Below are 16,114 nucleotides of genomic sequence, written 5' to 3'. Positions count from 1 at the left end.
GTGCCGGGGATGATCTATCATCCCCGGCCGTCCCGCCGATTTTTCCGACAACTTATTTGTTCATATCGATTTCAAAGCACGATCCAGCTTTATGGATCGATAAAAACCCGGGACATCTGGCAAACCGGATGCAAGACCCCGTAAGGGGAATGTCTGGCTCATGGCGGGCAAGACAGGGAGGAAACAGTGAATACCGCGATTGAAAAACGTCGCGCTGGCCTTGGCATTCAAGGTCGGCTCATGGCTTCTTTTGCCCTGATTCTGGTACTGGCCGGTATTTCATCGGTGGTTTCCTGGATCTCGTTTGGCAACAGTCGCGCGCTTGTCGCCGACATCACCACCGACAGCCTGCCTTCAATCATCCGGCAGATGGAACTTGCCATGGATGGTGTTGGACTGGCGGCTCAGGCACCGGTTCTGGCCACATCCCGCAATGCCGATGAACTGGCTGAAACCGAGGCACGCCTTGATGCCCTGATCAGTGATGCCCGCACCCGCCTTGACGAAATTGCCGTAACCAATCCGGAACCCCTGATGCTGCCCGTCGCTGCGGCGGATGCCGAAACTGACGCAAATGCAGGTAACACCGAAATACCAAATCAGAATCCTGATCAAGCGCAGGAGCAGATCGGGGAGCCGACACAAACCGTTACCGTCGATGCGATTGAAACCCTGACCGCGCAGCTTGACGATATTGTTGCCCGCCGTAATACGCTTCATGAATTGACCATGCAGCGGCTTGAACTTGAAAGGCAGCGTGGTGATCTGACTCTTGATATGGTCTTTGCCTATAGCGACCTTTCGGAATTCATCAATCCGCTGGTCGAGGTTGTCGATATCGATGTATCGCGCGGCATATCGCGTATTGCCGGGGGCAATAGCGATGCAGCGGGCGAACTTGAAGAAACCATCAAATTTTCCCAGCTAATTTCGGAAATCCGCGCCAATGTGAACCTTGCATTCGGCATGCTGACCGCAGCCATCGCCGTGCCAGAAGGCGATGCCATGGACGAAGTCCGCAATCAGTGGAGCTGGGCGGAACTTCGAATTTCGGACGCACTGGAAAAACTGCCCGATAACAATGATGGCACCCAGATCAAAAAACTGGCCGAGGCATTGATGGTTTATGGTGCTGGCAAAGACAGCGTTTTTGATCTGCGTGAAACCGAATGGGATAATCAGTACAAAACCGAGCAAACCCTTGACGCCACCCTGACCAGCGCCGAAGCGCTGAGCGCATCCATCGAACAACTGGTCGATGCCAAACGTCTTGAGGTCGATAACAGTGCTGCCAACGCCCTGTCGCAGGTGGTTCGCGATCAGCAGGTGATTGCCCTGATCGGTATTGCGGTACTGGTGATTTCTCTGTTGATCCTTATTTTCTATGTCCGGGGTAACCTGATCAAACGCCTGCTCCGCGTAATTGACGGCATGCGCCGAGTAGCGAATGGCGATCTTTCGACCGAGGTTCGCGATACCGGTCGCGATGAAATCGGTCGCATGGCCGAAATTCTCGGCCAGTTCCGAGAAACAAGCCTTGCCGCCCAGCGGGCCGAGGAAAATGTCGCCCGCGAACGCGAAATCGCCGAAACCGAACGTCGCCGCGCCATGCTGGAACTGGCCGACGCGTTCGAGGCATCGGTGATGCAGGTCGCAAAGGATGTGTCACGCGAAGCCGAAAACATCCAGACAACATCCAATCAGGTGCGTGAACAGGCAGAAATCGCATCCAGCAATGCCACCGGCGTTGCCGGTGCGTCCGAGGAAATATCGATCAATATGGCGTCCGTTTCCGACGCGGCGCAATCGCTGTCCGAACGCGTGCGTGATACCGGCCTTCGTGCCCAGCAGTCGGTGAATGCCGCGACCAACGCAGTCGATGCTGCCCGTCAAACCAGCGACACCATGCACGAACTTGAAACCGGTGCCCAAGAAATCGGTGAAATCCTTAACCTTATCCAGGATATCGCCGCCCAAACCAACCTTTTGGCCCTGAATGCAACAATCGAGGCCGCCCGTGCAGGCGACGCGGGCAAAGGCTTTGCAGTCGTCGCACAAGAGGTCAAAAACCTTGCCAATCAGACCGGCACGGCAACCGACCGGATTGCCCAGCGCATCACCGGTATCCAGACAACAACCGGTGTCGCGGTACAGGCCATCGCCACCATCCGCGACAGCATCACCGGCATTCACGAAACGGTCGGCGAAATGTCGGCGGCCGTCGACGAACAGCAGGAATTTGTCGCCGAAATCGCCAGCAACGTCGAACAATCCGCCACCGCCGCCAGCGAAATGAATGAAACGATTGCACAGGTCAGCACCGCCGCAGGCGACAATCTGCAGGCCGTCGATGGCCTGCGTCAGGCAACAGATCGCCTGCGTCATCAATCGGACGACCTCGGGAAACGCGTGCGCGACTTCCTTGACTCCATCCGGTCCGAGCAAACGGCAGCAACACGACAGCAAGGCAATGAAACCATCAATGAAGCCTCCCTCCCGTGAGCGCACCTATCCGGGGCCCGATAAGGATGCCCTTCCCCCGAACGTCACGGTCGGGTCCCGGAATTTTTTCGTCCGGTTTCATTAACCAACAAAAAACGATACACAGGAAACAGCATGAAAAATTCGATCGCGCATATCCTGAAATTCTCGGCCGTCACGGCAGGCGTCACACTGTGCCTGATGGCGACGGCACCTGCCGCTTCCCCGCTTGATGAAGGGGTGAATTCCTATCGTCACGGCAATTTCGAATCCTCGGCCAAAACCTTTGCGCCGCTTGCCGAACAAGGCAATGCCACCGCGCAATATCTGCTGTCCTGCCAGATGATCAACGGCATCGGTGTGCCAACCGATCAGACTGCGGGCTGGGCCATGATGGAATCCGCCGCCAATAACGCCCAACCCGACGCCAGCATGGTTCTTGCCCGCCGGTTGGAAGCAACGAATGGTGATAAGGAAAACATCAAGTCGCTTTACATGACCGCCGCCGAACAAAAACAGACACAGGCCATGCTGTGGCTTGCCCTTGATGCGATTGACCAAGGCGACAAGGCGCATGCAAAAGAACTTTTGGCGGATGCCTGGAACGAAGGAGACCCGCGGGCGGCAACCCTGCTTGCCACCCGCTTTGCCGAAAACGACGAGGACCGCATCAGCTATCTTTCCGCCGCGGCTGAAAAAGGCGAACTGCGCGCTGCCGCCTATCTTGCCGAAATTTCGCGCGAAAAGGATGACCGCGTCGGGGCTGTCGGCTGGTGTGCAATCGCATCCGGCCTGCCCGGCCATGCGGCCAATGTCGATTGGAAAGAAATCGGCATGGCGGTCGAGCGGACCTGCGCGAAATATGACGAGGACCTTAAACCCGCCGCACGCGCTCAAAACCGGGCCAATGTCGACCAGTTCCTGTCTGACTTCTTTGCCGATTACAAAGCTTGGAAGCCTTGGCGCCCCTGTGCCGTTCGCTGATTATCGATCAGACAGATTGATCAGGCTTGCCAGAACGGCATCCATCGCATTCAGGTCGGTTGGTGTATTGATATTGATAAAGGGCGTGCTTTGACTCGGTCCAACCGGGAAATCGACGACAACAGCATTGGCAACGAGCAAGGCCCCGCCAACACGGCGGTCATCTGCCGCCAATTGACGCATAATGATCTCGCCCGTATCGCGATGCCAAACGGCCGACAGATAATGGTGCCGCCCGGCATGACTGGCAAAGGCTGCTTTTTTTCCCGTATCTGTCGCAGCCTCGATCAATTGCAGGGCCATATCGTTGGGCACAATCGGGCAGTCGACCGGGAACGAGACCAGCCAGTCGATATCATCGGGCAATGCCGACAATCCCCCCAGAATACCGCCCAACGGCCCGTGCCCCGGTTCGGGTTTGTCCGGGATGACCGGCAAATTAAATGCTCCAAACAACGATGCGTCTTGGTTACTTGAAATCATCAGATGGTTGCATTGCAGGGCGGCTGCCCTGATCGCATGCGCAATCAATGGCTTGCCTGCCAGTTCCCGAAACGGCTTGTTCCCGCCCATACGTCGCCCCTCGCCCCCGGCCAAGATCAATCCGGCGACTCTCGGGTCATTGGATATGCTGTTTGCTTTGGCTGGCATCGGCGGGATTACGTCCGTTTATTCTGATCAGGGTGACATGGCAGCATTGCCCACGGGGCATTTGCCGTGGGAGTATTTTGCCTTTATATTCGGGTCAAAGACAATGACAGCTTGCTGTCACGCGATCGGACGACCGAATACGCCTGATGATGACGACCGGGGACGGCCCCTTTGAACAAGGAGGCCGTTATGGCTTGGATTGCATTGCTTTTGGCCGGAATTCTCGAAGTCTGTTGGGCTGCTGGTCTTAAATATTCCGATGGTTTTACCAGACCCGTTCCGACAATTTTCACCCTGATTACCATGGCCGGAAGCTTTTGGCTTCTGACCTTTGCCATGCGCAGCATTCCGCTTGGCACCGCTTACGCGATATGGACCGGGATCGGTGCGGTTGGCGCGGTGATATTTGGCATAATCGTCCTTGGCGAAGCCCTTAGCTTTGCAAGGATCATGTCCATTGGCCTTATCCTTGTGGGAATCATCGGGCTAAAGCTTTTCCAACCTGCCTGAATAAAGCGGGCGGCCCTCAAGCCGCCCGCTTTCCAAATCCCCTTGAGTGCGGATCAAATCACACGCCCGCTGGAATTCCGCTGCGTTCCACCTTGCGCGGAGACGTGAGTTCCTTCCATTTTGACAGCGCCTTGTTAACCGCCGGATACGGTTCACGCGGGACGAACTCCCCATCACCGCATTTGCCAACGACAACGCCCTCCTCGGCGGCAATCCGGCCCCGGCTTATGGTGTAGCGCGGCAGACCGGTGACTTCATGTCCTTCGAACACGTTGTAATCGATGGCAGACTGCTGATGTTTGGCAGTAATGGTTTTCGATGCCTTCGGATCCCAGACGACAAGGTCCGCATCAGCGCCCACAAGGATTGCCCCTTTGCGCGGATAGACATTCAGGATTTTGGCGATATTGGTCGAAGTCACTGCCACGAATTCATTCATCGTCAGACGACCGGTATTCACGCCATAGGTCCACAGCAATGGCATGCGGTCTTCAAGACCACCAGTCCCGTTCGGGATTTTGGTAAAATCACCAACGCCCATACGTTTCTGCTTTGTCGTAAAGGCACAATGGTCGGTCGCAACGACCTGCAGGCTACCGGATGCCAGACCGTTCCAAAGACCATCCTGATGCAGTTTGCTGCGGAAAGGCGGGGACATGACGCGACGGGCCGCGTGATCCCAGTCCGCGTTCGCATATTCACTTTCATCCAGAATCAGATGCTGGATCAGCGGTTCACCAAACACGCGTTTGCCATTGGCTCGCGCGCGACGAATGGCTTCGTGCGCCGGTTCACAGGACACATGCACGATATAAAGCGGCACATTGGCCATATCAGCAATCATGATCGCACGGTTGCACGCCTCACCTTCGACATCGACAGGCCGGGAATAGGCGTGCGCTTCGGGCCCGTTATTACCCGCTTCAAGCAGACGTTGCTGAAGGGTCGCGACCACATCGCCGTTTTCGGCATGCACCAGCGGCATCGCGCCGAGTTCCGAGCAGCGCGAGAAAGATGCAAACATTTCATCATCATCGACCATCAAAGCGCCCTTATAGGCCATGAAATGCTTGAAGGTGTTGATCCCCTTTTCTTCGACAACGATTTTCATCTCGTCAAAGACCTGCTCGCCCCACCATGTGATCGCCATGTGGAAAGAATAATCGCAAACCGCCTTGGTCGATTTGTTGTCCCACGCCTGAAGCGCTTCAAGCAGCGACTGATTGGGTGCCGGCAGGCAGAAATCAACAACCATGGTTGTGCCACCGGCAACCGCCGCCTTGGTGCCACTTTCAAAATCGTCTTCGGAATAAGTGCCCATAAAGGGCATTTCAAGATGGGTGTGCGGGTCAATCCCGCCGGGCATGACATAGCAGCCGTCGGCATCAACAACCTTGTCCCCGGTCAGGTTCTGACCGATCGCGGCGATCTTGCCATCTTCAATCAGGATATCGGATTTGTATGTCAGATCGGCGGTAACGATTGTTCCGCCACGAATAACCATGGACATGGGTGGCTCCTTGTCTGTCAGTCTGTCGTAAGGCCCGGAAAATTGCGGGAAAGCCCCGGCATCCCTGCCCGTTTTCAGTTTCGTCAGATGGCTTGTCACCCGGCAGGTCAGTTACACCTGCTGGGTGACAGGATCGGATCGTTACATCGACGCCTTGTCGGTAACGGCGTGGGTCCAGGCACCCTCCGGCTTTTTGGTGATAACCGGGTCGGAACCGCCCGACAGAAGGCTATCGACGGTGCGCTGATAGGCCGCTTCGTCAAGCTTTCCGTCGTCATCCAGCAGCTTGGCGATTTCCTGCATCATGCGGATCTGATGCTTTTCTGTCTGGGCACCGGTTGCGTCGTTATCCAGAACGATCATTGCGGCGTCTTCCGGGTTTTCCTTTGCCCACTGCCAGCCTTTCATGCTCGCAGCAACAAAGCGGCCCATCTTCTCGACAAATGCCTCGTCTTTCAGATTGTCTTCAAGAACATAAAGGCCGTCTTCAAGCGTCGCGACACCCTGATCTTCGTATTTGAAGACCTTAAGCTGATCTTCGGTGATACCGGCATCAATGACCTGCCAGTATTCGTTATAGGTCATTGTTGAAATGCAATCGGCCTGCTTTTGCAACAGCGGATCAACGTTAAAGCCCTGTTTCAGAACCGTAACACCCTTTTCGCTGCCATCGGTCGGAATGCCAAGCTTCGACATCCAGCTCAGGAAAGGATATTCGTTGCCAAAGAACCAGACGCCAAGCGTCCGGCCCGGGAAATCATCCGGGCTTTCAACCCCGGTTTCCTTAAGGCAGGTCAGCATCATGCCCGACTTGGCAAAGGGCTGCGCAATGTTTACCAGCGCAACACCCTTTTCTCGCGATGCCAGTGCGGATGGCATCCAGTCGACAATCACATCGGCACCACCACCGGCAATAACCTGTGGCGGGGCAATGTCCGGGCCGCCCGGATTGATCGTGACGTCAAGACCGGCTTCTTCATAGAACCCCTTGTCCTGCGCCACATAGTAACCGGCGAACTGTGCCTGGGTTACCCATTTAAGCTGCAGGGTGACTTCGTCCGCTGCCATCGCCGAAAACGATGCCATACCGACACTTAACCCTAACGCAGTCGCAAATATTTTCTTCATTCGTCGATGTCTCCTCAGGTTATTGTCAAGTCCTCCCGACGGGCCGTCTTTTGATGCCTTTAATGGCGGCGTACCCGAAATGACGGATGCCATGACGTCGCCTTTCTTTCGACGTAGGCCACAGCTCCGTAAAAGGCGGTCCCCGCTAGGGCCGCCAATGCAATTTCCGCCCAGACCATATCGACATTCATCCGCCCGACTTCTGTCGATATCCGGAATCCCATGCCCACAATCGGGGTGCCGAAAAATTCGGCAACGATGGCGCCAATCAGCGCCAGCGTGGAGTTGATTTTAAGTGCATTAAAGACAAACGGCATTGCGGCTGGTAGCCGCAACCGAAACAGGGTCGACCAGTAACCGGACGCATAAGTCGCCATCAGGTCCTTCTCAAGCGCGCCTGCAGCATTCAACCCGGTCACGGTATTCACCAGCATCGGGAAAAACGTCATGATCACGATCACTGCCGCCTTGGATTGCCAGTCAAACCCGAACCACATCACCATGATCGGTGCCACACCGATGATCGGCAGGGCAGACACCATATTGCCCAGCGGCAAAAGCCCCCGTTTCAGGAACGGCACCCGATCCACCGCAATCGCCACGATAAAGGCACTGCCGCAACCGATCACATAGCCGCTGATCACGGCCTTGATGAAGGTCTGATGGAAATCTGCTGCCAGAATGTCGGTCGAACTGATGAAACGAAGCCCGATGGCACTTGGCGCAGGAAGCAAAACCTGCGGCACGCCAAAGCCCGCCACGATCACCTCCCAAAGAAACAGCAACCAGATACCAAACGCGATTGGCACCAGAATATTGGCTGATTGCTGTTTGGCAGTTTCAAGGCTGCGGTAGCGTGCAACAACATCGATCCCCCGCCAGACAAATGCCCAAAGCGACAGGATGAACAGCCAGAAACCGGTTGCCGCATGTCCGGCAATCCCATGATTGTAAAGGGCCCCAACCGCCTGCCAGCAACCAAACACCGCCACCGCCAGAATGATTGCCGCATACTGAATACGCCCGACACCAAGCCACGTAAAAGCGGCACCGGTGATCACAGACAACGCCATTGCAACGGCAATTCCGGGGATGTCGCTGACAAAGGCGATCTGTTTTCCGCTGTCGGGATCAATTCCGGTTAACGGGAAGATCAAAGCCAGCAATGCCGCAATCGCCGCAACCAGACAGAATTTATCAAGTTTGATCTTGGTCATCCGCGTACTCCCATTCTGGCAAGTACACGGCGTTCACACCATCCAACCATCACCACCATGATCGCGGCAACAAAAGCCGCGGTCAGCAATGCCGACCAGATCTGGATGGTTTGCCCGTAATAAGACCCGGCCAGAAGACGCGCGCCCAACCCAGCCTGCGCCCCCGTCGGCAATTCACCGACAATTGCCCCCACCAGACTGATCGCAATCGCAACCTTCAGGCTGGCAAACAGATAAGGCATCGCCGATGGCAGGCGAAGCGACCAGAAAGTCTGCCATTTCGATGCGTTATAGGTCCGCATCAGATCAAGCTGGATCACCTGTGGCGAACGCAGGCCCTTGACCATGCTGATCGTCACCGGGAAGAAACACAAATAGGTTGAAATGATCGCCTTTGGCACCAGTCCCTTAAGTCCAATCGCGCCCAGCACAACGACAATCATCGGAGCGATCGCAAGGATCGGAATGGTCTGGGATGAAATCACCCACGGCATCAGGCTTTTTTCAAGTGTCACCACATGAACGATCCCGACCGCCAGCAAAATGCCAAGTGCTGTACCGATCACAAACCCCAGCAGGGTCGATGAAAGCGTCACCCATGTGTGGTAAACCAGCGACCGTTTGGACGTGATCGAAGTCGCAAAAATGGTTTTATACATTTCCTGCGCGACCTGATGCGGGGCCGGAAGGATCGGCCGTTCCTGTGCCAGCGTATCTTCGATCAAACGCGTCGTTGTCCAGGTTTCGCCGGCGCGGTTATAGCGATCAATCTGGGTCGGGGCGTTCATAAACACCGCCCCAACATACCAGATCACAAACAGCGCAATCAGCACCACCGTCACCGGGCCTGCCTGCCCGGACATCAAACGCGACCAAAGCGACGCACCGCCCATCGCCCCATTCATCGTTGCGGCATTACTCGTCATAGCTATGCCCTGCCCGCAGCCCTTCACGTACACGATGGGCCACTTCCAAGAATTCTGGCGTTTCGCGGATATCAAGACCGCGATCCTTTGGGAAATCGGTTTTGATCACATCAATGATCCGGCCCGGCCTTGGCGACATCACAACGATCTTGGTCGACAGGTAAACTGCCTCGGGGATCGAATGGGTGACAAAGGCCACCGTCTTGTTGGTCCGGGCCCACAATTTCAGAAGCTGTTCATTCAAATGGTCACGGACAATTTCATCGAGAGCCCCGAACGGTTCATCCATCAGAAGCAGATCGGCATCAAAGCTAAGCGCACGCGCAATCGATGCGCGTTGTTGCATCCCACCTGAAAGCTGCCACGGGAATTTCTTTTCAAACCCGTTCAGCTCAACAAGTTTAAGAGCCTCATGCCCCCGTTTAATGCGTTCTTCGCGAGGAATTTCCATGATTTCCAGCGGCAGGGTCACATTGCGTTCAATCGAACGCCACGGCAGCAATGCCGGGGCCTGAAACACATAGCCATAGGCACGGTTTTCACGCGCTTCCTGCGGCGAAACACCGTTGATCGATATATCGCCACCCGTGGCCTTTTCCAGATCGGCAATCACGCGTAACAGCGTGGTTTTGCCGCAGCCCGACGGGCCGATAAAGGAAACGAAATCGCCACGTTCAATCGTCAGATCAACGTCGGACAGGGCATAAACCGGCCCGTCAGCGGTTTGGAAAGTCAACGACAGTTTTTGAATATCAACAACTGCGTCGGCGGATGCAGGCATTTGCGCCACATTATTGACGACTGCTTTTAACGTCATGGGGTATCCCCTGATCGAATGTCTCTCTAAAGCCTCCCTCAGGGTCGTTGCCCTGAACTTTGCCGACTTGTCTTTTGCCCGGTCATTTGGTGCCGGAATATAAAATGTCGGTCAAAGCAAAACGACGAGCGGAGCACATGCTCCGTTCGCCGTTAAAATCTCAGTTGCCGTCGGTCAGGCGGGTATAAGTCGAAGGCCGACGGTCCCGGAAAAACTGCCATGTGTTCCGGACTTCACGTACCATGGACATATCCATGTCATGCACGATCAGTTCGTCCCGATCGCGCGATGCTTCCTTCTCGATCATGCCACGCGGATTGACGAAATAGCTTTGGCCATAAAACTCACCGATATCCCAAGGCATTTCGCGGCCAACACGATTGATTGCCCCGATATAACATCCGTTGGCAACTGCCGATGCAGGTTGTTCCAGCTTCCACAGATGTTCCGAAAGCCCGGCCACCGTTGCCGATGGGTTGACGATATATTCCGCACCATTAAGCGCCAGTGCACGCCAGCCTTCGGGAAAATGCCGGTCATAGCAGATATAAACACCAAGCTTGCAATACTGGGTATCAAACACCGGCCAGTCCGAAACGCCGGGTTTAAAAAAGAACTTTTCCCAGAAACCGGCAACCTGCGGGATATGGGTTTTGCGATATTTGCCAAGATAGGTCCCGTCGGCATCAATCACGGCAGCGGCGTTATAATACACACCGGTAATTTCCTGCTCATAGATCGGAACGACGATGACCATCTTGTGTTTTTTGGCCAGTTCGCACATCAATTGTGTGGTCGGGCCGTTCGGGATTTCTTCGGCCGCGTCATACCATTTCCTGTCCTGGCTGGGGCAGAAATAGGGCTGCGTAAACACTTCCTGAAAACACAAAACCTGCACGCCCTGCCGCCCTGCCTCTTCGATATAGGGCAGATGCGCGTCGATCATGGCCTGACGAATTTCGTCCGGCGACTGTTCGGTCGAACCTTTAAGGCTCATCTGAATCAGTCCGCCTCTCAGCATAGACATCCGAGATACCTCCTTGATCTGATATATGCCATGTGCCGGCTTTTGCCGATCTTGTGGCTTGGTCCGGTCTGCGCCCCCAATTCCCATGATGGGACGCAAACCGGAAAATCGTGAAACGTAACGTTTCCCAAGAGCTTTCGCCCACCCTGCCCGCAATGGGACAGGGCTGAAACCAGTTCTTAGTCAATTTCCTTCAACACTTCGCGCAGCGTGCCAAACAGCTGATCGATATGAGATTTTTCAATAATCAGCGGCGGTGAAAGCGCAATGATATCGCCCGTGGTGCGGATCAGGATGCCCTTCTCGAACGCCTTGAGGAATGCACTAAAGGCCCGCTTGGTCGGGAAGCCTTCGATGCTTTCAAGTTCGACCGCACCGATCAGACCAAGATTACGGATATCCTTGACCTTCGGCAGATCAATCAGGCTGTGAACCGCATCTTCCCAATATTGGCCAAGTTCCTGCCCCTTGGTGTAAAGGCCTTCTTCCTCATAGGTTTCAAGCGTCGCGAGGCCCGCCGCACAGGCAACCGGGTTGCCCGAATAGGTGTAGCCATGGAACAGCTCGATCATGTTTTCCGGACCGGTCATGAACGTGTCATGGATGTCGTCAGTGGCGAAAACCGCTCCCATGGGGATCGTGCCGTTGGTAAGCCCCTTTGCCGTCGTTACCATGTCCGGCTGAACACCAAAATAATCCACCGCAAACGGAGCGCCAAGGCGACCGAAACCGGTAATGACTTCATCAAAGATCAGAAGAATGCCATGTTTGGTGCATATCTCGCGCAGGCGTTCCAGATAGCCCTTTGGCGGGATCAGAACACCGGTCGACCCTGCGACCGGCTCAACAATAACAGCCGCGATGGTTGACGGATCATGCAGCGCGCAAATGCGTTCCAGATCATCGGCCAGAAACGCACCGTGTTCCGGCATGCCGCGGGTAACACCGTTTTCATCAGGCAGATAGGTATGACGGATATGGTCAACCCCGCCCAACATCTGGCCAAAGGTTTTGCGGTTACCAGAAATACCACCGACCGAAATACCGCCGAAATTGACACCGTGATAGCCGCGCTCGCGACCAATCAATCGGGTCCGCTGCCCATCCCCTCGTGCCCGGTGATAGGCAATCGCGATCTTAAGCGCGGTTTCAACCGATTCAGATCCGGAATTGGTATAAAAAACATGGTTCAGATCGCCCGGCATAAGCTGCGCCAGACGGCTGGCAAGCTCGAACGCCTTGGGATGCCCCATCTGGAATGCCGGGGCATAATCCAGTTCGTCCATCTGTGCCTTGACCGCCTCGACGATCTTGGGGCGCTTGTGACCAGCGTTGCAGCACCAAAGCCCTGCAGTACCGTCCAGAATCTGGCGGTTGTCATCGGTCTGGTAATACATGCCTTCCGCGCTGACAAGCATGCGTGGGGCCTGCTTGAACTGGCGGTTCGCCGTAAACGGCATCCAGAATGCCGAAAGATCGTTCGGTCGGCTGATTTTCGTGGTGGCTGTCATAAAAAGGTCTCCCGTACCTTTCTTGTGCTTCCCTGACATCGTTTTGGCGGGCCAAATCAATGTCCGACTTTATTAAATAGCCAGACCGCCTCGACTGAGCGATATGTCGCACATAGGGCAGTTTGGACTACACCTGATAAGGGTGCAGAAAAAATCGTTAGCACGGGAATCTCCCATGCACTAGCGCTTTAAAGTCACCGGGAACTGGTTTCGAATTTTCGACTGCCAAATGCCATTTCAGCGACCCTGATTTTTGTTTACGGCACCGAATTTCTGTTTATCTTTCACCAGTGTTGTTCAAAATTTTGGACATACCCGGCTGGTTCGGCGCGTATTTTAAGCTTGCTTTTTAGTATCTAAAGTAGAGATTATTTTAACCTGACCAAACGGTCAAGATAAATGACGCAATTTCGGGGAACGTCGATGACTGCAATCAAATCCGGACTGAACGGTGCACACAAGGCCGCCATTCGTCAGGAAAACGAAGAGCAAATTCTCGCCGCTGCCGAACTGGTTTTTGCCGATTACGGCTTCAAGGGTGCAACCACCGCGCGGATTGCCGAAATTGCCAATGTGCCCAAGGCCAATGTGCATTACTATTTCAGCACCAAAGAAGCCCTTTATCGCCGCATCATGGAAGACATTTGCGATCACTGGCTTGAAGCGGCGATGACATTTGAAAACAGTTCCGATCCGGCCGAAATCCTGCGTGGCTATATCGAGGCCAAGATGGATCTGTCGCGTGCCCGCCCGCATGGTTCACGCGTCTGGGCACATGAAATCATCCGTGGGGCAAAGTTTTCATCCGATTACATTTCAACCACGGTCAAAAACTGGCTTGATAGCCGCGTAGTGGTGATCAATCGCTGGATCACCGAGGGCAAGATGGACAAGGTCGAGCCCTACTCGCTGATGTATATGATCTTCGCCACGACCCAGCATTACGCCGATTTTGCCCGCCAGATTGAAATCTTCAACAACGATCAACCGCTATCGGATACCCAGTTCGCAGAGGCCAAGGAAAATGTCGTGCGCATTATTCTGAAGGGCGTTGGCCTATCATAAAGCCACTTGCGGCATCCAGCACAACACTTCTGTATAGTTGTAACTTTCCCCATCACACCAAACCTGAAATACACAGTCCTTAATCCGGGTGATGGCGGTTCTGAATGCCCTGCATACATCGTCTACGGCACATCTTTGCCGGACTGTTGATTTCTTTGGTACCAAGCCTGTTGCTTTTTACAAGTAACAATGCCCTTGCGCATGACCTTATCTGGAAACCTTCCGTCAATCGAGCATGCGACAAGCTAATCGTTGGCGGTGCAAATGGCTGGGAGCCGGTTTCCTATGTCGATGAAAATGGCATGCCGCAGGGAGTTGCGATCGAAGTATTGCGCCACTACGCAAAAAATTGGGGGCTGGAAACCGATATCCATCTCGAAATTCCCTGGACCAGATCATTACGGATGCTGGAAACCGGCCAGATAGACGTGATAGCAGGTGCCTATTTCACCGATCAGCGCAATCTTGAATTCATATACTCGGTGCCGTTCGCCAATGACGATGTGATGATTTTCCAGCATCGGGACTTCCCGTTCAGGGTATCGGGCATCTCGGACCTGATGGGGCATCGCGGCGCCCGCCCGCAGGGTGGCAGCTATGGCGATGAAATTGACCGTTTTGCCAAACAATGGCTGGATATGGTTTATTCTCCGACCGGAGACCGGATTTTCGATGTGCTTTTAAACGGTCGGGTCGATTACGTTATGCTGGGCCGTTATGACGGCATGGCGAATATTCTTAATGACAAGCTCGACGGCATTGTTCTGCCGGTTGAACCACCGCTTGCAGTCAACAAGGTTTATCTGATATTTTCGCGTAATAGTCCCTGTCTTGCCGATACGGTTACCCTGAACAACCTTATCGGCGAGCTGGACGAAAACGGCCAGTTGGCCCAATGGGTTCAACTCCATCTGCCCTCTTCCAACAGCAACTGAAAAAAAGACCGGCACAAGGGCCGGTTCAGTCTGGAGTATCCATGGGAGGCAGTTTATCTCGGCCTAAACTGATTGTTTCATGACCGTCTCATCGGCTTTGGCCAGCACGGCATGCAGCAAAACCTGCCCTCCCGCATCTGACCAGTGCTTGTGAACTTCCTCGATCTCGTTATGCGAAATACCATCGACACACGGGATAAAGATCATCGCGGTCGGGGTCACTTGCGCCAGATAGCAGGCATCATGACCGGCACCCGACACGATTTCGCGCGCCGAATAACCGCCGATTTCAACCGCGTTGCGCACCGCATCGACACAGGTTTTGTCAAACGGAACCGGCGCATAATAGAATATCTGCTCAAACTCGGTTTTAAGGCCAATTTCAGATGCGATCTTCTCGACCCCTTCACGAAGGGCCTTATCCATATCGGCCAGGACCGCGTCGTCTGGATGGCGGAAATCGACTGTAAAGAACACCTCACCCGGGATCACGTTGCGTGAATTGGGGTGGATTTGCATCATCCCAACCGTGGCACAGGCCAGTGGGGAACGATCCAGACCGATCCTGTTGACCAGATCAACCACCCGAGCAGCCCCCAGCAAAGCGTCCTTGCGGGTTTTCATCGGGGTCGGGCCCGCATGGGCTTCGACACCGGTGAACTTGATTTCGTACCAGCGCTGCCCCTGTGCATCGGTCACAATGCCGATATCCTTGCCTTCATCTTCAAGGATCGGGCCCTGCTCGATGTGCGCCTCGAAATAGGCCCCCATCGGATGGGCGTCAATCGTGGCTTCGTCATCGCCAAGATAGCCGATGCGTTTCAATTCCTCGCCCATTGTCTTGCCATCGACATCGGCCCGTGAATGACCGTATTCAAGGTCGAAAACCTTGGCAAAAACGCCCGATGCGACCATCGCCGGAGCAAAGCGCGACCCTTCCTCGTTGGTCCAGCAAACGACTTCAAGCGGTGCCTCGGTTTCGTATTTGGCTTCGTTCAGTGCCCGGATTACTTCAAGCCCCGAGAGCACACCGTAAACACCATCATATTTGCCCCCTGTCGGCTGGCTGTCCAGATGGCTTCCCATCACCACTGGCGGCAGATCGGGGTTGCGACCTTCACGACGGGCAAAGATATTGCCCATCTTGTCGATGCGGATCGTGCAGCTCTCGGCCTTGCACCATTTGATGAACAAGTCTCGGCTTTCACGATCCAGATCGGTCAGCGCCAATCGGCAAACGCCATCCTTGGCAGTTTTGCCGATCTTTGCCATTTCCATCAGGCTGTCCCAAAGCCGGTCGCCATTGATCGACAGATTACGCACACTTGGTTGAACGGTCATGTAGATATCCT

General features: G+C 54.7%; 14 protein-coding genes. 5 read left to right on the top strand and 9 right to left on the bottom strand.

Annotated elements, in window-relative coordinates; all coding sequences use genetic code 11:
- Nucleotides 1–186 precede the first annotated feature (186 nt).
- A complete protein-coding gene (locus TH5_RS16825) occupies nucleotides 187–2,502 on the top strand; it encodes a methyl-accepting chemotaxis protein (protein WP_114122813.1) in 2,316 nt (771 codons plus the stop codon).
- 114 nt (nucleotides 2,503–2,616) lie between these two features.
- Entirely contained in the window at nucleotides 2,617–3,465 is an 849-nt protein-coding gene (locus TH5_RS16820) for an SEL1-like repeat protein (RefSeq protein ID WP_114122812.1), read from the top strand.
- On the opposite strand, the gene mobA is transcribed toward TH5_RS16820, so the two are convergent.
- Entirely contained in the window at nucleotides 3,466–4,116 is a 651-nt protein-coding gene (gene mobA, locus TH5_RS16815) for a molybdenum cofactor guanylyltransferase MobA (protein ID WP_114122811.1), read from the bottom strand.
- A 189-nt stretch (nucleotides 4,117–4,305) separates the two neighbouring features.
- Between mobA and sugE the strand changes: the two genes are divergently transcribed.
- Nucleotides 4,306–4,626, top strand: coding sequence for a quaternary ammonium compound efflux SMR transporter SugE (gene sugE / locus TH5_RS16810; RefSeq protein WP_114122810.1), 321 nt, complete (start codon nucleotides 4,306–4,308; stop codon nucleotides 4,624–4,626).
- A gap of 58 nt (nucleotides 4,627–4,684) precedes the next feature.
- Here sugE and hydA read toward each other — a convergent pair whose 3' ends face one another.
- The 7 genes from hydA to aptA form a co-directional block, all read right to left on the bottom strand.
- Nucleotides 4,685–6,136 (bottom strand): dihydropyrimidinase, encoded by a 1,452-nt coding sequence (hydA, locus tag TH5_RS16805; RefSeq protein ID WP_114122809.1) that lies wholly within the window; start codon nucleotides 6,134–6,136, stop codon nucleotides 4,685–4,687.
- A gap of 141 nt (nucleotides 6,137–6,277) precedes the next feature.
- Complete coding sequence (locus tag TH5_RS16800; RefSeq protein ID WP_114122808.1) at nucleotides 6,278–7,264, bottom strand: ABC transporter substrate-binding protein; 987 nt, start codon at nucleotides 7,262–7,264, stop codon at nucleotides 6,278–6,280.
- A gap of 59 nt (nucleotides 7,265–7,323) precedes the next feature.
- Nucleotides 7,324–8,481, bottom strand: coding sequence for an ABC transporter permease (locus TH5_RS16795; RefSeq protein ID WP_114122807.1), 1,158 nt, complete (start codon nucleotides 8,479–8,481; stop codon nucleotides 7,324–7,326).
- A complete protein-coding gene (locus TH5_RS16790) occupies nucleotides 8,478–9,407 on the bottom strand; it encodes an ABC transporter permease (protein WP_062958550.1) in 930 nt (309 codons plus the stop codon). Before TH5_RS16790 ends, TH5_RS16795 begins: the two co-directional genes overlap by 4 nt.
- Nucleotides 9,397–10,188 carry an ABC transporter ATP-binding protein gene (locus TH5_RS16785; RefSeq protein ID WP_062950904.1) on the bottom strand — a complete coding sequence of 264 codons (792 nt, stop codon included), beginning with the start codon at nucleotides 10,186–10,188 and terminating at the stop codon, nucleotides 9,397–9,399. The genes TH5_RS16790 and TH5_RS16785 overlap by 11 nt, the downstream gene beginning before the upstream one ends.
- A 196-nt stretch (nucleotides 10,189–10,384) precedes the next feature.
- Entirely contained in the window at nucleotides 10,385–11,251 is an 867-nt protein-coding gene (locus tag TH5_RS16780; RefSeq protein ID WP_114122831.1) for a nitrilase-related carbon-nitrogen hydrolase, read from the bottom strand.
- A gap of 179 nt (nucleotides 11,252–11,430) precedes the next feature.
- Complete coding sequence (gene aptA / locus TH5_RS16775; protein ID WP_114122806.1) at nucleotides 11,431–12,762, bottom strand: omega-aminotransferase AptA; 1,332 nt, start codon at nucleotides 12,760–12,762, stop codon at nucleotides 11,431–11,433.
- A 423-nt stretch (nucleotides 12,763–13,185) separates the two neighbouring features.
- Between aptA and TH5_RS16770 the strand changes: the two genes are divergently transcribed.
- Nucleotides 13,186–13,827 (top strand): TetR/AcrR family transcriptional regulator, encoded by a 642-nt coding sequence (locus TH5_RS16770; protein ID WP_062958548.1) that lies wholly within the window; start codon nucleotides 13,186–13,188, stop codon nucleotides 13,825–13,827.
- Nucleotides 13,828–13,997: 170 nt separating this feature from the next.
- Entirely contained in the window at nucleotides 13,998–14,762 is a 765-nt protein-coding gene (locus TH5_RS16765) for a substrate-binding periplasmic protein (protein WP_244204953.1), read from the top strand.
- A 63-nt stretch (nucleotides 14,763–14,825) separates the two neighbouring features.
- Here TH5_RS16765 and TH5_RS16760 read toward each other — a convergent pair whose 3' ends face one another.
- On the bottom strand, nucleotides 14,826–16,103 hold the full coding sequence (locus TH5_RS16760; RefSeq protein WP_114122804.1) for a Zn-dependent hydrolase: 1,278 nt from the start codon (nucleotides 16,101–16,103) through the stop codon (nucleotides 14,826–14,828).
- Nucleotides 16,104–16,114 lie beyond the last annotated feature (11 nt).

Source organism: Thalassospira xianhensis MCCC 1A02616 (assembly GCF_003326475.1).
Classification (GTDB): domain Bacteria; phylum Pseudomonadota; class Alphaproteobacteria; order Rhodospirillales; family Thalassospiraceae; genus Thalassospira; species Thalassospira xianhensis.
Note: the sequence above shows the minus strand (reverse complement) of the source record. Positions and strands in the feature narration are given on the sequence as shown.

Excerpts from the sequence above, each read along its gene's own strand:
- TH5_RS16760 (WP_114122804.1), bottom strand. The coding sequence starts at position 16,103 with ATGACCGTTCAACCAAGTGTGCGTAATCTGTCGATCAATGGCGACCGG.
- TH5_RS16770 (WP_062958548.1), top strand. The coding sequence starts at position 13,186 with ATGACTGCAATCAAATCCGGACTGAACGGTGCACACAAGGCCGCCATT.
- mobA (WP_114122811.1), bottom strand. The coding sequence starts at position 4,116 with ATGCCAGCCAAAGCAAACAGCATATCCAATGACCCGAGAGTCGCCGGA.
- TH5_RS16785 (WP_062950904.1), bottom strand. The coding sequence starts at position 10,188 with ATGCCTGCATCCGCCGACGCAGTTGTTGATATTCAAAAACTGTCGTTG.
- TH5_RS16795 (WP_114122807.1), bottom strand. The coding sequence starts at position 8,481 with ATGACCAAGATCAAACTTGATAAATTCTGTCTGGTTGCGGCGATTGCG.
- aptA (WP_114122806.1), bottom strand. The coding sequence starts at position 12,762 with ATGACAGCCACCACGAAAATCAGCCGACCGAACGATCTTTCGGCATTC.
- TH5_RS16790 (WP_062958550.1), bottom strand. The coding sequence starts at position 9,407 with ATGACGAGTAATGCCGCAACGATGAATGGGGCGATGGGCGGTGCGTCG.
- TH5_RS16820 (WP_114122812.1), top strand. The coding sequence starts at position 2,617 with ATGAAAAATTCGATCGCGCATATCCTGAAATTCTCGGCCGTCACGGCA.
- TH5_RS16800 (WP_114122808.1), bottom strand. The coding sequence starts at position 7,264 with ATGAAGAAAATATTTGCGACTGCGTTAGGGTTAAGTGTCGGTATGGCA.
- sugE (WP_114122810.1), top strand. The coding sequence starts at position 4,306 with ATGGCTTGGATTGCATTGCTTTTGGCCGGAATTCTCGAAGTCTGTTGG.
- hydA (WP_114122809.1), bottom strand. The coding sequence starts at position 6,136 with ATGTCCATGGTTATTCGTGGCGGAACAATCGTTACCGCCGATCTGACA.
- TH5_RS16780 (WP_114122831.1), bottom strand. The coding sequence starts at position 11,251 with ATGTCTATGCTGAGAGGCGGACTGATTCAGATGAGCCTTAAAGGTTCG.